Genomic DNA, 16954 nt, shown 5'->3' on the forward strand with positions numbered 1-16954 from the left:
TGGGAAGTGCGTGAACTCGTCGCGTGGATGGCGCCGTCAGCGGCTGCCGTACTCAACCTGGTTCAGCAGGGAGGAATCGGCGTTGCCGCTGCGGTCGACCTCCGGGCGGGTGTTCTCCTGAACCGCCGCCGTGACCCCGAACACCGCCACGGCGCCGAGGACGGCGCCGATCGCCGCGCTGACCAGGCCCGGGCCCAGGAACTTCGCCATACCCATCTCCCCATCGTCCGTCGTCGGCTTCCGTGTGCAGCCGACATTCGTCGTGCGCGACGGTGCCGGAACCGGTCCGGCGTCGTTGCGCTCCGCGTCAAGGTATCACCCGCACGGGTGCGACTGTGGCCTGCTCCACTCGCGGCGGCCTAGAGGCCGAGCACGCCGAGCAGCGTGCGCAGCTTCGCGGTGGTCTCGTCGAGTTCGGCCTGCGGATCGGACGCCGCGACGATGCCCCCGCCGCCCCACGCGAGGGCCCGCCTGCCGTCGGCGCTGAGCTCGGCGCAGCGGATCGCCACCAGCCAGTCCCCGTCGCCGTCCCCGTCGCACCACCCCACGGCGCCGCCGTAGAAGCGACGGTCGCCCTCCGTGCTGCGGATCGCCGCGAGTGCGGCCTCGGTGGGCGTGCCGGCCACGGCCGGGGTCGGGTGCAGTGCCGCGGCCAGCGTCAGGGCGTCCGTGCGGGGGTCGCGCAGGGTGGCGGTGATCGGGGTGGCCAGGTGCCACACGTCGCTCGTGGCGGTCAGCACGGGCGTGCCCGGGATCTCCAGTTCGCTGCACAGCGGGGTCAGGCGGGAGCGGATCCAGTCGATGACGAACGCGTGCTCGGCGAGGTTCTTCGCCGAGGCGAGCAGCTGCCGGCCCGCCTCACGGTCGGCGCCGGGGTCGGCGCAGCGGGCGGCGGTGCCCGCGAGCGGACGGCACGTGACGGCGTCGCCGCGGCGGCTGACCAGCAGTTCGGGCGTCGCGCCGACCAGGGTGTGGCCGCGGTACCGCTCGCCGGCGGCGCTCAGGTCCGCCGCGTAGACGTGGGCGGTGGGGTGGCGCTCGGCCATCCGGGCCGCGAGAGCGAGCGGGTCGACGGGCGTCTCGGAGACGAGCGTGACCGAGCGCGCGGCGACGACCTTGTCGAGTTCGCCGCGGCCGAGCCGGTCGCGCAGCGCCGCGACCCGCGCGACGTGCTGCTGCGGCGCCGGGGTCTGCGCGGCGATCCGCACCGCCGGCAGGGCGGGCAGGGCGTCCGGTGGCTGCCACGCCGCGTCGGTCACGTCGGCGGTCTCCGGCTGGGTCAGCGCGGCGGGGCGCTCGGGATCGAAGGGCAGCGCGCCCACGATCAGGTCGGCCTCGCCGCGGCGCAACGCGAAAGAGGCCTCGGCGACGTCGGTGAACCGGCGGCGCGTCCCGGTGGTGTGCACGGTGCGATCGGCGCGGGAGAGCAGGAAACCGTCCATGGTGGGTCGACGATATCCCCCGCCCGCGCCCGGTACGCGCCGCGGCTAGCGCCCCGGGGGGACGATCAGCACGGGCCGATGGCTGTGGCGCAGCACGTGGTCGGCCACCGACGACTGCAGCAGCGAGCGCAGGCCCGTGGTGCCGCGGGTGCCGGTGACGATGATGTCGACGTTCAGCTCGTCGGCAGCCTCGACGATCGCGGTCCACACGGCACTGACCACCTCGAGGGTTCGGCCCTCCGCGGCGAGGCCGGCGGAGCGGGCGAGTTCGAGTCCCTCCGCGTTGATCACCTTCGCGTCGGTGAGGGCCACGTCCTCGGTTTCCTCGTCGGGTACCCACTCCGGCTGCATCACCCCCGACAGCCCGGACATGCGGGCGGCCTGACGGACCATCGGTTCCCAGGCCGTGACGACGACGGCGCGGCACGAGGCGAGGAATCGCCCCGCATACCGCACGGCCCGCTTGGCGTTCTCGGAGCCGTCGTAGGCGATGAGGATGAGATCTGCGGGCATCACGCGTCCCCTGCTGTCGTGGCGGTCCTTGGGGGGCACTTTACCCGTCGCCGCGGGTCGTCGGGGCAGGCGCGGCGGTGGTCGGCTACCGTCGGTGGCCATGCGGATCCGTCACACCCTCACCGTCGCGGTCGCGGCTGTCCTCGCCGTCGCCGGGTGCGGGGGACAGGACGCGCCCCGGACCCCGGAGCCCACGGCCGCCGCGACGTCGCAGGCCACGTCGACCGTCGCACAGTCGCCGTCGCCCGCCCCGATGGCGACCGCGTCACCCGCACCGTCCTGCGGCGACGAGCTGCTCGCGTCGCTGACGGTGCGGCAGCGGCTCGCCCAGCTGCTCAACGTCGGTGTCACCGGCACCGCCGACGCCCTCGAGGCGGTGCGGTCCGAACAGATCGGCGGGATCTTCGTCGGCAGCTGGACCGACGTGTCGATGCTGGCCAACCGGGAGATCCCGCAGGTGGTGGCGGCGAGCCGGTTGCCGCTGATGGTCACCATCGACGAGGAGGGCGGCCGGGTCTCGCGCGTGGGGGCGCTGTTCGGTCCCGATCCGTCGGCGCGGGTGACGGCGCAGACGATGACCGTCGAGGAGACGTACCGGATGGCGCTCGAGCGGGGCCGCGAGCTCCGCGAGCTGGGCGTCACCGTCGACTTCGCGCCGGACGTGGACGTGAGCAGCCAGCCGGACGACTCGGTGATCGGCGACCGCTCCTTCTCCGACGATCCGCAGGTGGTGGTGCAGTACGCCGGCGCCTATGCGCGGGGCCTGCGCGACGCGGGAATCCTGCCGGTGCTCAAGCACTTCCCGGGCCACGGTTCGGCGTCGGGCGACTCGCACACCGGTGCGGTCACCGCGCCGCCGCTCGACCAGCTGCAGCAGGTGGACCTGGTGCCGTACCGGGAGCTCGTGGATTCCGGGGTCGCGGTGATGCTCGGGCACCTCGACGTGCCGGGGCTGACCGAGGGACTGCCGGCGAGCATCAGCCCGCAGGCGGTGCAGTTGCTGCGGTCCGGAACCGGTTACGGTGCCCCGCCGTTCGACGGGGTGGTCTTCACCGACGACCTGTCGGGCATGCGGGCCATCACCGACACGTACGACATCACCGAAGCGGTGCAGGCGGCGCTCGCCGCCGGGGTGGACCAGGCGTTGTGGCTGACCACCGACGACGTCCCGCGGGTGCTCGACCATCTCGAACAGGCCGTGGCGACGGGAGCGCTGCCGGCCGCGCGGGTGGACGACGCGGTGCGCACCGTCGCGCGCGCCAAGGGCGCGCTGGACTGCTGAATCGGCGTCGGAAACCAGCTCCTTACTCTAGAGTAAGGAGCTGGGAGCATCGGGACTTGGAGGAGACATGGCCGGCGGTACCAAGCGACTGCCTCGCGCGGTGCGGGAACAGCAGATGCTGGACGCCGCCGTGGAGGTTTTCTCCGAGAACGGGTTTCACAATACCTCGATGGACGCCATCGCGGCCCGGGCCCAGATCTCCAAGCCGATGCTCTACCTGTACTACGGCTCGAAGGACGAACTGTTCGCCGCGTGCATCAGCCGGGAGGGGCAGCGGTTCGTCGAGGCCCTGACGCCCGCCGGTGATCCCGGGCTCACGCCGCGCGATCAGCTGCGGGTGGCGCTCGAGTCGTTCCTCGGATTCGTCGACGCCCACCGCAACTCGTGGATGGTGCTCTACCGCCAGGCGATGTCCCAGCAGGCGTTCGCCGGGCAGGTGCGCAGCAGCCGGGACCGGCTCATCGAGCTCACCGCGCACCTGCTCGAATCGAGCACGCGCGACCCGGAGCCGGGAACCGACTTCGCCATCATGGCCGTTGCGCTCGTCGGCGCCGGTGAGGCCGTCGCCGACCGCATCGCCGGCGGCGAGATCGACGTGGAGAAGGCCGCCGATCTGCTCGAGAACCTGGCCTGGCGCGGTCTGGCTGGTAAGAAGCGCACCGACCACCAAGGCTGAGCGGCCCGCTACAGCGATGCCGGCGTGGCCGCCGCGCGCCGACCCGCGACGTCGCCCAGTGCGACGGACTCGTCCGCGAGCGCGCCGCGATCGACCGCCGCGCCGGCGGCAACGAGCTGCCGCACGATGCGGATGTCCTTCGGGCGGCCGAGGGCGATCGCCCCCACCAGCCGGTCGCCGCGCAGCGCGAGGGCCGTGAAGTCCCGGCCCTCGATCGACCCGCGCACCACGTAGTCGTCGTCGTGGCGGGACCAGCCGGCGAACTGCAGGTTGTGCCCGTACTGGTTGGACCAGCCCCACGGCACCTCCGCGGCGCCGAGCGGCTGCCCGAGGACGGACTTCGCGGCGGCGATGCCCTGGGCCCGTGCGCTGTTCCAGTTCTCCGTGCGGTGCCGGCCGCCGAGCACCGGGTTGGGCTGCTCGATCGCGTCGCCCGCGGCGTAGACCCCGGCGGCGGAGGTGCGGTAGGCCTCGTCGACGACGATGCCGTCGCCGACGGTCAGCCCGGCCGCGCGGGCGAGCGCGGTGTCCGGCACCGAGCCCACCGCGACGAGGGCGGCGCCGGCCGTCCAGGCGCGCCCGTCCTCGGCGGTGGCATGCACCCCGTCGTCGTCGCCGGTGAGGGAGCGCAGCGCGACGCCGGTGTGGACGGGCACGTCGCGTTCGGCGTGCAGGCCGACGTACATCTCGGCGACGGCGGGCGGCACGATGCGGGCGAGCGGCGACGGCGCGCTCTCGAGCACGGTGACCTCGGCTCCCAGTTCCCTTGCGGTGGAAGCGACTTCGCAGCCGATCAGGCCGGCGCCGACGACGAGGAGCGAACGGTGCGCCTCGATCGCGGCCCGCAGCGGGGCGACGTTCTCGGCCGTGCGCAGGCTCAGCACCCTGTCCCCGCCGTCGTGGTCCAGGTGGCGGGCACGGGCGCCCGTCGCCAGGATCACCGCGTCGTAGTCGAGAATCTCGTTGTCCCACAGCCGGAGCCGGTGACGCCGTGGGTCGAGTTCGACGACGCGGGTCTCGGTGCGCAGGTCGATGTCGTGGTCGGCCCAGTAGCCGGCCGGTTCGAGCTGTGCCCGCTCCGCGGTGATGCTGCCGGCGAGCAGATCCTTCGACAGCACCGGCCGCCGGTAGGGCAGCGCGGCCTCCTCGCCGATCAGCACGACACGTCCGGCGAAGCCCTCCTTGCGCAGGGTCTGTGCGGCTGTCGCGCCGGCCACCCCGGTGCCGACGACGACGATCGTCTCGGTCATGTCCGGCTGACCTCGACCATCTCGAAATCGGACTTGGCGGCGCCGCAGTCCGGGCAGGACCAGTCGTCGGGGATCTCGTCCCATCGGGTGCCGGGGGCGATGCCGTCCTCCGGCCAGCCCTCGGCCTCGTCGTATTCGAATCCGCACTGCAGGCAACGGAAGAGCTTGTAGTTCGTGGTCATGTCAGCGTCCTTCGAAGTCGATCTTCTCGCGGACCCCGCAGTCGGGGCAGCACCAGTCGTCGGGAATCGCGTCCCAGGGTGTGCCGGCGGGGAAACCCTCGCGGGGCGCGCCTGCGGTCTCGTCGTAGACGTAGTTGCACACCGGGCACTCGTAGGCGGCCATCACTGCGCCCCGTACTCGGCGAGGACCTTGCCGCGCTTGCTCGGCTGGATGTTGGCGCGGGTGATGTCGCCGTCGTAGTGCTCGACGACGCGGTGGTCCATCACCTTGCGCCACAGCGGCGGGATGTAGGCGAGCCCGATCATGCTCGCGTAGCCGCTGGGCAGGTTGGGGGCGCCGTCCATGCTCCGCAGGGTCTGGTAGCGGCGGGTCGGGTTCGCGTGGTGATCGCTGTGCCGCTGCAGGTGGTACAGGAAGATGTTGGTGACGATGTGGTCGGAGTTCCAGCTGTGCGCGGGGGTGCAGCGCTCGTACCGGCCGGTGGCGGTCTTCTGCCGCAGCAGCCCGTAGTGCTCGAGGTAGTTCACCGTCTCGAGCAGGGAGAAGCCGTAGACGGCCTGCAGGATCAGGAACGGGATGATCACCGGGCCGAACACCGCGACGAGCACACCGAACAGGACCACCGACATCGCCCACGCGTTGAGGACGTCGTTACGCAGGGTCCACGGGCTCTTGCCGAGGCGCTGCAGGCGGGTCTTCTCGAGTTCCCACGAGGACTTCAGGCTGCCCCACACGCTGCGCGGCAGGAACGTCCAGAACGATTCGCCGAAGCGGGCCGAAGCCGGGTCCTCCGGGGTCGACACCCGCACGTGGTGGCCGCGGTTGTGCTCGATGTAGAAGTGGCCGTAAAAGGTCTGGGCCAGGGTGATCTTCGACAGCCACCGTTCGAGGTCGTCCTTCTTGTGGCCGAGCTCGTGGGCGGTGTTGATCCCGACACCACCCATCACGCCGACGCTGAACGCCAGACCGATCTTCGAGATCAGCCCCAGGCCGCCGTCGATCCCCAGCCAGGACAGGTTCCCGGTCGACCACAGGTAGCAGGCGAAGACGAGACTGGCCAGCTGGAACGGGATGTAGGCGTAGGTGCAGTACCGGTAGTACTTGTCGTTCTCGAGCATCTCCATCACCTCGTCCGGCGGGTTCTGCCCGTCGGGGCCGAAGAACCGGTCGAGGATCGGCAGCAGCACGTACACCAGAAGGGGACCGATCCACCACCACATCGGCGAGACCGCGGTCCAGCCGAGTTGGTTGAATCCCCAGATCAGTGCGGTCGCGAGGAAGATCGCCGTGGGCGGGATCAGCCCCATGAGCCACAGATACCGCTTGCGATCGCGCCACTGTTCCACCGGCGCCTGCGCGTACCGCCCGATGTCCGACGTCGTCACCGTTCGACCTCCCTGTCCCGTGAAGCGTCCAGTTCGAGGAGCCGGTATGAGCCAGCTCACTGTGATGTGGACAGTACAGGACATTTGGTCTCAGCGGTAGACAAAATATCGTAATTTGTAAAACGCTCGTCGCGCCGGCGGGGTTGTCCGTTTCCGCCGTCGACGCCGACTCCTTTACAGGCGGGGGTTGTGCGGCTAATCTACAACCAAATGGTTGTAGATCGGATTCGTGAAGACGCGGTGGACGAGCTGTTCCACGCCCTGGCGGACGCCACCCGACGGGACATCCTGCATCGCTGCGCGCGGACCGCGGCGTCGGTCTCGCGGCTGGCCGAGGCCTATCCCATGAGCTTTGCCGCGGTGCAGAAGCACGTGGCGGTACTCGAACGGGCCGGCCTCGTCAGGAAGGAACGACGCGGACGGGAGCAACTCGTGCACACCGACCCGGACGCGATCGACACGGCCCGGCGGGTGCTCGACCAGCTCGAGGGCGCCTGGCGGGAACGAGTGGATCGGATGTCGGCCCTGCTCACCGAGGAACCGGATCCGGCCCGGAACGACCCGAGGAAAGGACGACAACGATGAGCGTGACCAGCGTCGAGAAGGACTTCGACAGCCTGACCCTGACCTTGATCGCCGACTTCCGCGCACCGCTCGAACGGGTGTGGCAGTTGTGGGCCGACCCCCGGCAGCTGGAGCGGTGGTGGGGACCGCCGACCCACCCGGCGACCGTGGAGCAGCACGATCTGGTCCCGGGTGGCACCGTCACCTACTTCATGACCGGTCCCGAGGGGGACAAGTACCGCGGCTGGTGGAACGTCACCGCGGTCGCGCCGCCCGAGTCCCTGGAATTCAGCGACGGGTTCGCCGACGAGGACGGGACGCCGAACCTCGAGATGCCGACCACCACGGTGCGGATGCAGCTCGTCGAGCACGAGGGCGGCACCCGGATGCGGATTCTTTCCGCGTTCGCGTCCCGGGAACAGATGGAGCAACTGGCCGGCATGGGTATGGAAGAAGGGCTGCGGCTCGCCGTCGGTCAGATGGACGCTCTGCTCGCCGGCTGATCCGCCGAGCGCGCCCCGCCCCCGCCCCCGCCCCCGCCCGAGCGAATGTATCGTTGATCTCCTCAGTGAGAGTGGACGATACATTCGCTCGGAGCGATTGCGGCGCAGCAGCTCTCAGCGCAGGGTGGCGGTGAGGTGCGGGTAGCCCTTCTTCGGGTGGCGCAGCGCCAGGTCCCAGCCGTCGGCGGCGCGTGCGGCGTAGAGGTTCACGGTCGCGGGCAACAGGACCGGCTTGCCGAACCGGACCGAGTACGTCGCGCGCGACGGGATGCGGCCCTCCACGGCCCGCAGCGCCGCGGCCGCGCTCCACATGCCGTGCGCGATGGGCTTCGGGAACCCGAACGCCTTGGCGCCGAGCCGGGAGACGTGGATCGGGTTGCGGTCACCCGAGACCGATGCGTAGCGGTCGATCGTCTTCTGGTCCACCCGCAGCGTCGACGTCGGCACCGGAGGGATCTCCTCGGCCTTCGGTTCGGGCTTCGGCTGATCCGACAGCGAGGTGCGCTGCTGGTGCAGGAACGACGACGTCTGCCGCCACACCAGCTCCCGGCCGACGCTGATCTCGCTCACCAGGTCGACGAGCAGGCCCTTGCGGTGCTCCCGCAGGTTCTCGGCATGCACCCTCAGATCCAGCGGCTCGGTCACGGACACGGGCCGCACCTGCTCGATCACGTTCTCGGCATGGACGGAACCGACGGCGGCGAAGGGAAAGCCCTTCGACACCATCAGCTTCATCACGACGGGGAACGTCAGCGTGAACGGGTACGTCAGCGGGAGCGTGTCGCCGAAGCGCAGTCCGCACACCTTCGTGTACTCGGCCAGGTTGTCCGGGTCGACGCGCAGGCCGCGCAGCACGAGGGTGTCGTCGGGCAGGCGGTCGCCCGAGGCGCCCACGACGGGCAGCGCCGAGAGCGCCGCCCGCGCGTAGACGTCGAGAGTCGAAGGGCGCGAGGAGAGTTCGACGATAGCCATCACGCCCCCAGCATGGACTGGCCGCACACGCGCACGACCTGGCCGGTGACCGCGCTCGACGCCGGGTTGGCGAACCAGGCGACGGTCTCGGCGACGTCGACGGTCTGCCCGCCCTGCTGCAGCGAACTCATGAGGCGACCGGCCTCGCGGGTGGCCACCGGGATCGCTGCGGTCATGGCCGTCTCGATGAAGCCGGGTGCGACGGCGTTGATGGTGATGTTCTTCTCGGCCAGCACGGGCGCGGTGGCCTGCACCATCCCGATGACACCCGCCTTGGACGCGCCGTAGTTGGTCTGGCCGCGGTTGCCGGCGATGCCGGCGATCGACGACACGTCGACCACGCGGCCGCCCTCCTTCAGCGCGCCCTTCTCGACCAGCTTCTCGGTGATCTTCTGGGGGGCGAGCAGATTCACGGCCATGACGGCGTTCCACCGCGCGGCGTCCATGTTGGCGAGCAGCTTGTCGCGGGTGATGCCGGCGTTGTGGACGATGATGTCGGCGCCGCCGTGCCGCTCGAGCAGGTACTCGGCGAGCCTGTCGCCCGCGTCCGGGGCGGTGACGTCCAAGGCGAGGGAGACGCCGCCGACCTTGTTTGCGGTCTGCGACAGGGCGTCGCCGGCCGCGGGGATGTCCGCGCAGACGACGTGCGCGCCGTCGCGGGCGAGTACCTCGGCGATCGTGGCGCCGATGCCGCGGGCCGCGCCGGTGACGACGGCGACCTTCCCGGCGAGCGGGCGCTCCCACGACTCGGGGGCCTTCGCGTCGCCGGCACCGACGCGGATCACCTGGCCGGAGACGAACGCGGACTTCGCGGACAGCAGGAAGCGCAGCGTGGATTCGAGGCCGGACAGGCCGGTGGCGGCATCGGGGGAGACGTACACCAGCTGGGCCGTCGCGCCGCGGCGCAGTTCCTTGCCGACGCTGCGTGTGAAGCCTTCGAGCGCGCGCTGGGCGATGCGCTCGTCCACGGAGGAGGCTTCCTCCGGGGTGGTGCCGAGCACCACGACGCGCCCGCTCGGGCCGAGCCCCTTGATCGCGGGCTGGAAGAAGGTGAACAGCTGCTCGAGGCCCGCGACGTCCGTGATGCCGGTGGCGTCGAAGACGAGCGCCCCGTACGCGGTGTCGGCGGGATCGGCGAACGGGTAGTCGGACAGCAGAGTGCGGATCGGTTCGACGAGGCGGCCGTTGCCCCCGACGAGCAGCGGGCCGGCCAGCGGCGGCTGACCCGGCTCGTACCGGCGCAGCTTCTCCGGCTTCGGCAGGCCGAACTGCTTGGCGAGGAATGCTCCGGGCGCGGACCCGATCAACTGGGCGTAGAGGCCGGGGGCGCTCTTGGTTTCAGCCACGATTCCACCTTCTCTGGTTCGGACGTCGGTATTGTCGGGAGGGGCCGACGGTGTGGTGTCGACAACGAACTTACTCGCGAGTAAGAATAGTAGCCAGAGTCTGTATCCACCAGCATCCCGGGAGACGTCAGTGACCACCACCGCTCGTTCCACGCAGCTGCGCCGTGTCGCAATCCTCGGCGGCAACCGGATCCCCTTCGCCCGGTCGGACCGCACGTACGCCCGCGCGTCGAACCAGGACATGTTCACCGCCACGCTCGACGGGCTGGTGAGCCGGTTCAACCTCCAGGGAGAGCGGCTCGGTGCCGTCGTCGGCGGGGCCGTCCTCAAGCACAGCCGCGACTTCAACCTGATCCGCGAGTGCGTACTCGGCAGCGCGCTGAACCCGCACACCCCCGCCTGGGACCTGCAGCAGGCCTGCGGCACCGGCCTGCAGTCGATCATCTCCGTCGGTGACGCCGTCGCCGCCGGCCGCATCGAGGCCGGCATCGGCGGCGGTGTCGACACCACCTCCGATGCCCCCATCGGCGTCAACAACGAGCTGCGCGAGTTCCTGCTCTCCCTCAACCGGGCCCGCTCGACCGGCGACCGCGTCAAGCTGCTCGGCCAGGTCCGGCCGTCGATGCTCGGCATCGAGATCCCCCGCAACGGCGAGCCCCGCACCGGTCTGTCGATGGGCGAGCACGCGGCGATCACCGCCAAGGAGTTCGGCATCGCCCGGGAGGCTCAGGACGAGCTGGCCGCCGCGAGCCACCGCAACATGGCCGCCGCCTACGACCGTGGCTTCTTCGACGACCTCGTCACCCCGTTCCTCGGCCTCACCCGCGACGACAACCTGCGCCCGGACTCGACGGTCGAGAAGCTCTCCGGCCTGAAGCCGGTGTTCGGCGTCGAGCTCGGCGGCGCCACCATGACCGCGGGCAATTCGACCCCGCTCACCGACGGTGCGTCGGCGGCGCTGCTGTCCTCGGAGGAGTGGGCTGCGGAGCGCAGGCTGCCCGTGCTCGCCTACCTCGTGGACTCGGAGACCGCGGCGGTCGACTACGTCCACGGTGGCGACGGCCTGCTCATGGCCCCCACCTACGCGATCCCGCGGCTGCTGAAGCGCAACGGCCTGACGCTGCAGGACTTCGACTTCTACGAGATCCACGAGGCGTTCGCCTCCGTCGTCCTGGCCACGCTCCAGGCGTTCGAGTCGGAGGAGTACTGCAAGGGCCGGCTCGGTCTGGACGCTCCGCTCGGGTCCATCGACCGCAGCAAGCTCAACGTCAACGGCTCGTCGCTGGCGGCCGGGCACCCGTTCGCCGCGACGGGTGGCCGCATCGTCGCGTCCCTGGCGAAGATGCTGCATGAGAAGCGGCAGGAGACCGGCAAGCCCGTGCGGGGCCTCATCTCGATCTGTGCCGCAGGTGGGCAGGGTGTGACCGCCATTCTCGAGGCCTGAGCCGACCCCGGCGGCCCCGTCCGGAAAAAATCCCGGAAGTCTGTAACGCCCCGGCGGGGCCGCCGATAAACCAGTCGACCTCGCGTTGCTGCCTGACCCCCGACCTGGCGGCAACGCGAGGTCTTTCGCTTGTCCGCGGGGGCTCGGACCGCCCATCGGCTCGGGGGCGCCGGGAACCCGACATTAGGCTGGATACCGAGTGGTGCGCCCGATCCGGGGCGCACCCCGGTGAAAGGACATGGGTGAGCGGCAAGAGCGGGACGAACGACCCCGAGGACGGCCAGGACGAGGTTCGGTCCGCCGTCCCCGAGCCGGAGGCGACGCCCCAGGACGCCGCCGGCAACCGGACGGAGGCCGTCCCCGTGGCGAGCGCCGAGCCCACCCCGCCCCCGCAGCCCGTCGCCGGCGACGTTGCCGGGGCACCCGAGCAGGTCCCGGACGCCGAGCCGGAACCGCCGGCGGACGCCGACGTGCCGCCCTGGGAGGCGCCCACTGCCGTGCTGCCCGTCGTCGCGCCGGCGTCCGGCCGCACCGACGCCGAGGTCGAGACCGAGGTCATCCCCACCCTGTCGGACGACGCCTCCCGGGAGCCGGCCACCGAGCAGGAATCGGCCCCTCGGCCGGCGACCGTACCTCCCGAGTCCGGCACCCCGGCCGGACCGCCCCCGGCCGAGCCACCACCGCCCGGACCGCCCCCGGCCGAGCCGGCGCAGGCCGGACCCGGACGCGACGGCGGTCCGCCCTGGCGTCGCATCGCGCTGGTGGTCGGCGGCGTCGCCGCCGTGCTCGCCGCCCTCTACGTCGGCGACCTCGCCGTCTCGTCGGGCAACGTGCCGCGCGGCGTCACCGTCGCCGGTATCGAGATCGGCGGGCGGTCGGTCGCGGAGGCGGAACAGATACTGCGGACCGAACTCGGGCCGCGCGTCGACGAGCCCGTGACCGTCACGGCGGGCGACGTGGCCGCGCAGATCGTGCCGGCGCAGGCGGGTCTGGACGTCGACTGGGAGCACACCCTCGACCGCATCGGATCGCAGCCGCTCGACCCGATCACCCGCGTGGCGTCGTTCTTCGGCGGCGGCAACGAGATCGGCGTCGTGTCGACGCGCGACGACGCCGCGCTGTCGGCGGCGATCGGCGGCGTCCGCGCGGTCGCCGACCGGCCGCCACGGGAGGGCAACCTCGTGTTCGACGGGGCGACCCCGGTGCCCGTGCCGCCGCTGCCCGGGCAGACGCTCGATGCGGAGGCCTCCGCAGACCTGTTCGCCGAACGCTGGGCGTTCGGCGACGTCGCGTTCCCCGTCGAGACGGTCGAGGTGACGGTCACGCCCGAGGGACTCGAACGCGCACTGCGAGACGTCGCGGACCCCGCCGTCGCAGCCGACGTGACGGTCCGCGGTCGCGACGGGGCCGTCGCGACCCTGCCCAGCGACCGTGTCGGCGCCGTGCTGACCTTCGTGCCCGACGGCAACGGGGGACTGACCCCGCAGTACGGGATCGAGGCCGCGACCGAGATCCTCCGGCCGCAACTGGCCGCGACCGAGGTGGAGCCGAAAGACGCCCGGATCGTGCTCGAGGGCGGGGGCCCCACGGTGATCCCGTCGGTCGACGGCGAGCTCGTCGACTGGGCGGTCAGCCTCGAAGCGCTGCCGCAGCTGCTGGCCGCGCCGGGGGAGCGGGTGACCGACGCCGTGTACAAGCCGGTCACTCCCAAGCTGACCACGGAGGCCGCCGAGAAGCTGGGCATCCGCGAGGTGATCGGCGAGTTCACCACCGGGGGCTTCGAGTACGCCTCGGGCGTGAACATCCGCCTGGCGGCCTCGGAGATCAACGGTGCGCTGGTCAAGCCGGGGGAGACGTTCTCGCTCAACGGCTACACCGGCCCGCGCGGCGCGGCGCAGGGGTACGTCGAGTCCGGCATCATCAACAACGGACGCCCATCCAAAGCGGTGGGCGGCGGCATCAGCCAGCTCGCGACCACCCTGTACAACGCGACGTACTTCGCAGGCATGGAGGACGTCGAGCACACCGAGCACAGCTACTACATCTCCCGGTACCCGGCGGCCCGGGAGGCGACGGTCTTCGAGGGCGCGATCGACCTGAAGTTCCGCAATCCTTTCGACACCGGGGTGCTGATCCAGGCGATCGGCACGTCGTCGGACATCACGGTGCGGATCTGGGGCACCAAGACCGTGGACGTCGAATCCGTGACCGGTCCCCGCACGAACTTCACGGCGCCGAACACGATCACGCTGCCGGCCGGGCCGGGGTGCATCCCGTCGAGCGGCGCGCAGGGCTTCACCGTGAGCGACACCCGCATCATCACCGACGCGGCCACCGGCCGGCAGATCTCGAGCACCACCCGCACGGTCCGCTACGACCCGGTGCCCGTGGTGCGCTGCGTCAGCGCCGAGCCGGAGCCCGCGCCGGAGGCGGCACCGGCCGCGCCGTCGCAGCCGACGCCCGGGGAGGCGGAGACGCCCGGAGGCGGCGCGGAGGCACCCGCCGGCGCGCGACCGGCCGTGACGACGACCCCGCAGCCCGCCCCGAGCACCCCGGACGAATCCGGGGATGCGCCGGCCGCGGCCCCCGCGGGAACGTCGCAGACCGGCACGCCGTAGCGGCGGAACCAGCCTGCACACGACTGTGCCCTCCCGTTACGAAACGGGAGGGCACAGTCCTGTGTACTACCTACTCACTCGGATCCGGGCCGAGCCGGGCCGAGCCGGGCCGAGCCGGGCCGAGCCGGGCCGGGCCGGGCCGAGCGAATGTATCGTTCAGCTCCTCAGCGGTAGCGGACGATACATTCGCTCACCTGCCACGGCCACCTGCCACGGCTCAGAAGGCCGCTTCGTCGAGCTCCATGATGTCGAGGTCGACGTTCGCGACGATGCCGCGCACGGCGGTCAGCTCGGGCAGGACGTTCTTGGCGAAGAAGCCGGCGATGGCGACCTTGCCTTCGTAGAACGCCTTGTCCTTGGCGTCCGGGCCGGCGTCGAGGGCCGCGAGGGCGATCTCGGCCTGCTCGAGCAGGCGCCAGCCGATGAGCAGGTCACCGAAGGCGAGCAGGAACCGCACCGAGCCCAGACCCACCTTGTACAGCTCGGTCGGCTGTTCCTGGGCGCCCATGAGGAAGCCGGTCAGGGTGGCGGTCATGGCCTGGACGTCCTCGAGGGCCGTGGCGAGCAGGGCCCGCTCGGACTTGAGGCGCTCGTCGGCGCTGTCGGAGGCGAGGAACTTCTGGATCTGGCCGGTGAGGTGGGCGAGGGCGACGCCGCGGTCGCGGGCGATCTTGCGGAAGAAGAAGTCCTGCGCCTGGATGGCGGTGGTGCCCTCGTAGAGGGAGTCGATCTTCGCGTCGCGGATGTACTGCTCGATCGGGTAGTCCTGCAGGAAGCCGGAGCCGCCGAGGGTCTGCAGCGAGTCGGTCAGGTACTGGTAGGCGCGCTCGGAGCCGACGCCCTTGACGATGGGCAGCAGCAGGTCGTTGACGCGGTGCGCCAGCTCGTGGTCGGCGCCGGAGATCTGCTCGGCGACGACGTCGTCCTGGTGGGCGGCGGTGTAGAGGTAGACCGCGCGCAGACCCTCGGCGTAGGCCTTCTGCATGGCCAGGGCGCGCCGCACGTCCGGGTGGTGGGTGATGGTGACCCGGGGGGCGGTCTTGTCGGTCATCTGGGTCAGATCGGCGCCCTGGACGCGTTCCTTGGCGTAGGCCAGGGCGTTGAGGTAGCCGGTGGAGAGGGTCGCGATGGCCTTGGTGCCCACCATCATGCGGGCGTGCTCGATGACGTCGAACATCTGGGCGATGCCGTTGTGGACCTCGCCGACGAGCCAGCCCTGGGCGGGCACGCCGTGGCCGCCGAAGGTGACCTCGCAGGTGGCGGACGCCTTCAGGCCCATCTTGTGCTCGACGTTGGTGACGAACACACCGTTGCGCTCGCCCATCTCGTTCTTCTCGAAGTCGAAGTGGAACTTCGGGACGAAGAACAGCGACAGGCCCTTGGTGCCGGGGCCGGCGCCCTCGGGGCGGGCGAGGACTAGGTGGAAGATGTTTTCGAACAGATCGTCGGAGTCGGCGGAGGTGATGAACCGCTTGACGCCCTCGATGTGCCAGGAGCCGTCGTCCTGCTTGATCGCCTTGGTGCGGCCGGCGCCGACGTCGGAACCGGCATCGGGCTCGGTCAGGACCATGGTGGCGCCCCAGCCGCGTTCGACGATGGTCGCGGCCCACTTCTTCTGCTCGTCGGTGCCGTTGGCGTGGAGCACGCCGGCGAAGGACGGACCGGCGGCGTACATGAAGGCGGCCGGCTGGGCGCCGAGCATCATCTCGTTGACGGCCCAGCTCAGGGCGCGCGGCGCCGGCGTTCCGCCGATCTCCTCCTCGAGGCCCATGGACCAGTAGCCGGCCTCGTACCAGGAGTTGAACGCCTTCTTGAAGCCTTCGGGCAGCGAGACCGAGTGGGTCTCGGGATCGAAGACCGGGGGGGTGCGGTCGGTTTCGGCGAACGACTCCGCCGCGGGGCCCTCGGTGAGGGTCTTCACCTCGGACAGAATGCCACGAGAGGTCTCCTCGTCGAGGTCACCGAACTTCCCGGCCTCGAGGAGCGTCTGAATCTTCAGCACCTCGAAGAGGTTGAACTCCAGATCCCGGAGGTTGCTCTTGTAATGGCCCATGTCTGCGCTACTCCCAGTGAGATGGTGCGGTCAAGCAGTGTTCGAGTACCGCCCAAGTTATTACTCGTCGGTAACATCCGCCTATGTTACCCGCCGGGCAACTAACTGCCAAGGGTCGGTTTGCGTGCCACGACCAGTGCGTCGATCGCCATTCCTGCGTCCGTTTCCCGCATTCTCCGCTCGGCGGTCCGGATATCCAGACGGTCGTGCATTTCCTCGGCGAGATCCGTTGGTGTGTAGAGGATCTCGGGATCGCGAGGACCTCCGACGCCCTCGGTGGGATTGGTCGAATCGTGCCCCAGAAATATGAGGATTCCGTCAGGTTTCAGGGCCGCGATCACATTGTCGATCAATGCTCGTCGCTGTGGCGGAGGGAAATGGAGATAGGCGGAGAGGACGAGATCATATTCGGCGTCGAAGGTGACCTCGGTCACGTCGGCGCACGCGTACGTCAGGCGCTCACGCACCCGTCGCGGCGCCTGCGCAGCGATCGCCCGGGCCTTGTCCACCGCCACCCGGGAGAAGTCGACGCCGGTCACCTCCCAGCCGCGCGTGGCCAGCCAGAGCGAGTGCCGGCCCTCGCCGCACCCCAGATCCAGTGCCCGGCCGTGCGGCAGCGACGTCGCGAACTCGACGATCACCGGGTTCGGCGGCGATCCCCACACCGTCTCGCTCTCCGCATACCGCGCATCCCACTCCTGTGCGTCCATGGACGCACGGTAG

17 protein-coding genes are annotated in these 16954 nt (G+C 70.8%); 6 read left to right on the plus strand and 11 right to left on the minus strand.

Translation table 11 applies throughout. From position 1 onward, the window contains the following. Positions 1 to 36 precede the first annotated feature (36 nt). From A4U64_RS27535 to A4U64_RS02085, 3 genes are all read right to left on the minus strand, one after another. A complete protein-coding gene (locus A4U64_RS27535; RefSeq protein WP_006940271.1) occupies positions 37 to 210 on the minus strand; it encodes a DUF2613 domain-containing protein in 174 nt (57 codons plus the stop codon). A 149-nt stretch (positions 211 to 359) separates the two neighbouring features. Beyond that, positions 360 to 1442 carry an isochorismate synthase gene (locus A4U64_RS02080; RefSeq protein ID WP_006940273.1) on the minus strand — a complete coding sequence of 361 codons (1083 nt, stop codon included), beginning with the start codon at positions 1440 to 1442 and terminating at the stop codon, positions 360 to 362. Between the two features lie 45 nt (positions 1443 to 1487). After that, positions 1488 to 1955 carry a universal stress protein gene (locus A4U64_RS02085; protein ID WP_006940275.1) on the minus strand — a complete coding sequence of 156 codons (468 nt, stop codon included), beginning with the start codon at positions 1953 to 1955 and terminating at the stop codon, positions 1488 to 1490. Positions 1956 to 2055: 100 nt separating this feature from the next. Between A4U64_RS02085 and A4U64_RS02090 the strand changes: the two genes are divergently transcribed. Together A4U64_RS02090 and A4U64_RS02095 are read left to right on the plus strand one after the other, a co-directional pair. Further along, positions 2056 to 3237 carry a glycoside hydrolase family 3 N-terminal domain-containing protein gene (locus A4U64_RS02090; protein ID WP_006940277.1) on the plus strand — a complete coding sequence of 394 codons (1182 nt, stop codon included), beginning with the start codon at positions 2056 to 2058 and terminating at the stop codon, positions 3235 to 3237. A 67-nt stretch (positions 3238 to 3304) separates the two neighbouring features. Beyond that, a complete protein-coding gene (locus tag A4U64_RS02095; RefSeq protein WP_006940279.1) occupies positions 3305 to 3913 on the plus strand; it encodes a TetR/AcrR family transcriptional regulator in 609 nt (202 codons plus the stop codon). An 8-nt stretch (positions 3914 to 3921) separates the two neighbouring features. Here A4U64_RS02095 and A4U64_RS02100 read toward each other — a convergent pair whose 3' ends face one another. The 4 genes from A4U64_RS02100 to A4U64_RS02115 are packed head-to-tail and all read right to left on the minus strand — an operon-like array spanning position 3922 to position 6731. After that, positions 3922 to 5163: an NAD(P)/FAD-dependent oxidoreductase gene (locus A4U64_RS02100; protein ID WP_029546046.1), complete on the minus strand. Its 1242-nt coding sequence runs from the start codon at positions 5161 to 5163 to the stop codon at positions 3922 to 3924. Then, on the minus strand, positions 5160 to 5345 hold the full coding sequence (locus tag A4U64_RS02105) for a rubredoxin (RefSeq protein ID WP_006940282.1): 186 nt from the start codon (positions 5343 to 5345) through the stop codon (positions 5160 to 5162). The genes A4U64_RS02100 and A4U64_RS02105 overlap by 4 nt, the downstream gene beginning before the upstream one ends. Position 5346: 1 nt before the next feature. After that, on the minus strand, positions 5347 to 5508 hold the full coding sequence (locus tag A4U64_RS02110; protein ID WP_003939211.1) for a rubredoxin: 162 nt from the start codon (positions 5506 to 5508) through the stop codon (positions 5347 to 5349). Further along, positions 5508 to 6731: an alkane 1-monooxygenase gene (locus A4U64_RS02115; protein WP_006940284.1), complete on the minus strand. Its 1224-nt coding sequence runs from the start codon at positions 6729 to 6731 to the stop codon at positions 5508 to 5510. The genes A4U64_RS02110 and A4U64_RS02115 overlap by 1 nt, the downstream gene beginning before the upstream one ends. A gap of 210 nt (positions 6732 to 6941) precedes the next feature. Between A4U64_RS02115 and A4U64_RS02120 the strand changes: the two genes are divergently transcribed. Both A4U64_RS02120 and A4U64_RS02125 read left to right on the plus strand, forming a co-directional pair. Next, complete coding sequence (locus tag A4U64_RS02120) at positions 6942 to 7316, plus strand: ArsR/SmtB family transcription factor (RefSeq protein ID WP_029546042.1); 375 nt, start codon at positions 6942 to 6944, stop codon at positions 7314 to 7316. Then, a complete protein-coding gene (locus A4U64_RS02125; protein WP_065922086.1) occupies positions 7313 to 7798 on the plus strand; it encodes an SRPBCC family protein in 486 nt (161 codons plus the stop codon). The genes A4U64_RS02120 and A4U64_RS02125 overlap by 4 nt, the downstream gene beginning before the upstream one ends. 114 nt (positions 7799 to 7912) lie before the next feature. On the opposite strand, the gene A4U64_RS02130 is transcribed toward A4U64_RS02125, so the two are convergent. Together A4U64_RS02130 and A4U64_RS02135 are read right to left on the minus strand one after the other, a co-directional pair. Further along, positions 7913 to 8770, minus strand: coding sequence for a MaoC/PaaZ C-terminal domain-containing protein (locus A4U64_RS02130; protein ID WP_065922087.1), 858 nt, complete (start codon positions 8768 to 8770; stop codon positions 7913 to 7915). Continuing rightward, positions 8770 to 10116 (minus strand): 3-oxoacyl-ACP reductase, encoded by a 1347-nt coding sequence (locus tag A4U64_RS02135; protein ID WP_006931660.1) that lies wholly within the window; start codon positions 10114 to 10116, stop codon positions 8770 to 8772. The genes A4U64_RS02130 and A4U64_RS02135 overlap by 1 nt, the downstream gene beginning before the upstream one ends. A gap of 130 nt (positions 10117 to 10246) precedes the next feature. Between A4U64_RS02135 and A4U64_RS02140 the strand changes: the two genes are divergently transcribed. Beyond that, complete coding sequence (locus tag A4U64_RS02140) at positions 10247 to 11560, plus strand: acetyl-CoA C-acetyltransferase (RefSeq protein ID WP_006931659.1); 1314 nt, start codon at positions 10247 to 10249, stop codon at positions 11558 to 11560. A gap of 242 nt (positions 11561 to 11802) precedes the next feature. Beyond that, positions 11803 to 14178: a VanW family protein gene (locus A4U64_RS02145; protein ID WP_198163366.1), complete on the plus strand. Its 2376-nt coding sequence runs from the start codon at positions 11803 to 11805 to the stop codon at positions 14176 to 14178. A gap of 217 nt (positions 14179 to 14395) precedes the next feature. Here A4U64_RS02145 and A4U64_RS02150 read toward each other — a convergent pair whose 3' ends face one another. Next, positions 14396 to 16231, minus strand: a complete 1836-nt coding sequence (locus A4U64_RS02150) for an acyl-CoA dehydrogenase (protein WP_006931656.1) — start codon at positions 16229 to 16231, stop codon at positions 14396 to 14398. 101 nt (positions 16232 to 16332) lie between these two features. After that, on the minus strand, positions 16333 to 16941 hold the full coding sequence (locus A4U64_RS02155; protein ID WP_029546031.1) for a class I SAM-dependent methyltransferase: 609 nt from the start codon (positions 16939 to 16941) through the stop codon (positions 16333 to 16335). Positions 16942 to 16954: the final 13 nt, after the last annotated feature.

The sequence above is a fragment of the Rhodococcus sp. WB1 genome (genome assembly GCF_001700945.1).
Lineage (GTDB): Bacteria > Actinomycetota > Actinomycetes > Mycobacteriales > Mycobacteriaceae > Rhodococcus > Rhodococcus aetherivorans.

Excerpts from the sequence above, each read along its gene's own strand:
- A4U64_RS27535 (WP_006940271.1), bottom strand. The coding sequence starts at position 210 with ATGGCGAAGTTCCTGGGCCCGGGCCTGGTCAGCGCGGCGATCGGCGCC.
- A4U64_RS02080 (WP_006940273.1), bottom strand. The coding sequence starts at position 1,442 with ATGGACGGTTTCCTGCTCTCCCGCGCCGATCGCACCGTGCACACCACC.
- A4U64_RS02085 (WP_006940275.1), bottom strand. The coding sequence starts at position 1,955 with ATGCCCGCAGATCTCATCCTCATCGCCTACGACGGCTCCGAGAACGCC.
- A4U64_RS02090 (WP_006940277.1), top strand. The coding sequence starts at position 2,056 with ATGCGGATCCGTCACACCCTCACCGTCGCGGTCGCGGCTGTCCTCGCC.
- A4U64_RS02095 (WP_006940279.1), top strand. The coding sequence starts at position 3,305 with ATGGCCGGCGGTACCAAGCGACTGCCTCGCGCGGTGCGGGAACAGCAG.
- A4U64_RS02100 (WP_029546046.1), bottom strand. The coding sequence starts at position 5,163 with ATGACCGAGACGATCGTCGTCGTCGGCACCGGGGTGGCCGGCGCGACA.
- A4U64_RS02105 (WP_006940282.1), bottom strand. The coding sequence starts at position 5,345 with ATGACCACGAACTACAAGCTCTTCCGTTGCCTGCAGTGCGGATTCGAA.
- A4U64_RS02110 (WP_003939211.1), bottom strand. The coding sequence starts at position 5,508 with ATGGCCGCCTACGAGTGCCCGGTGTGCAACTACGTCTACGACGAGACC.
- A4U64_RS02120 (WP_029546042.1), top strand. The coding sequence starts at position 6,942 with ATGGTTGTAGATCGGATTCGTGAAGACGCGGTGGACGAGCTGTTCCAC.
- A4U64_RS02125 (WP_065922086.1), top strand. The coding sequence starts at position 7,313 with ATGAGCGTGACCAGCGTCGAGAAGGACTTCGACAGCCTGACCCTGACC.
- A4U64_RS02130 (WP_065922087.1), bottom strand. The coding sequence starts at position 8,770 with ATGGCTATCGTCGAACTCTCCTCGCGCCCTTCGACTCTCGACGTCTAC.
- A4U64_RS02150 (WP_006931656.1), bottom strand. The coding sequence starts at position 16,231 with ATGGGCCATTACAAGAGCAACCTCCGGGATCTGGAGTTCAACCTCTTC.
- A4U64_RS02155 (WP_029546031.1), bottom strand. The coding sequence starts at position 16,941 with ATGGACGCACAGGAGTGGGATGCGCGGTATGCGGAGAGCGAGACGGTG.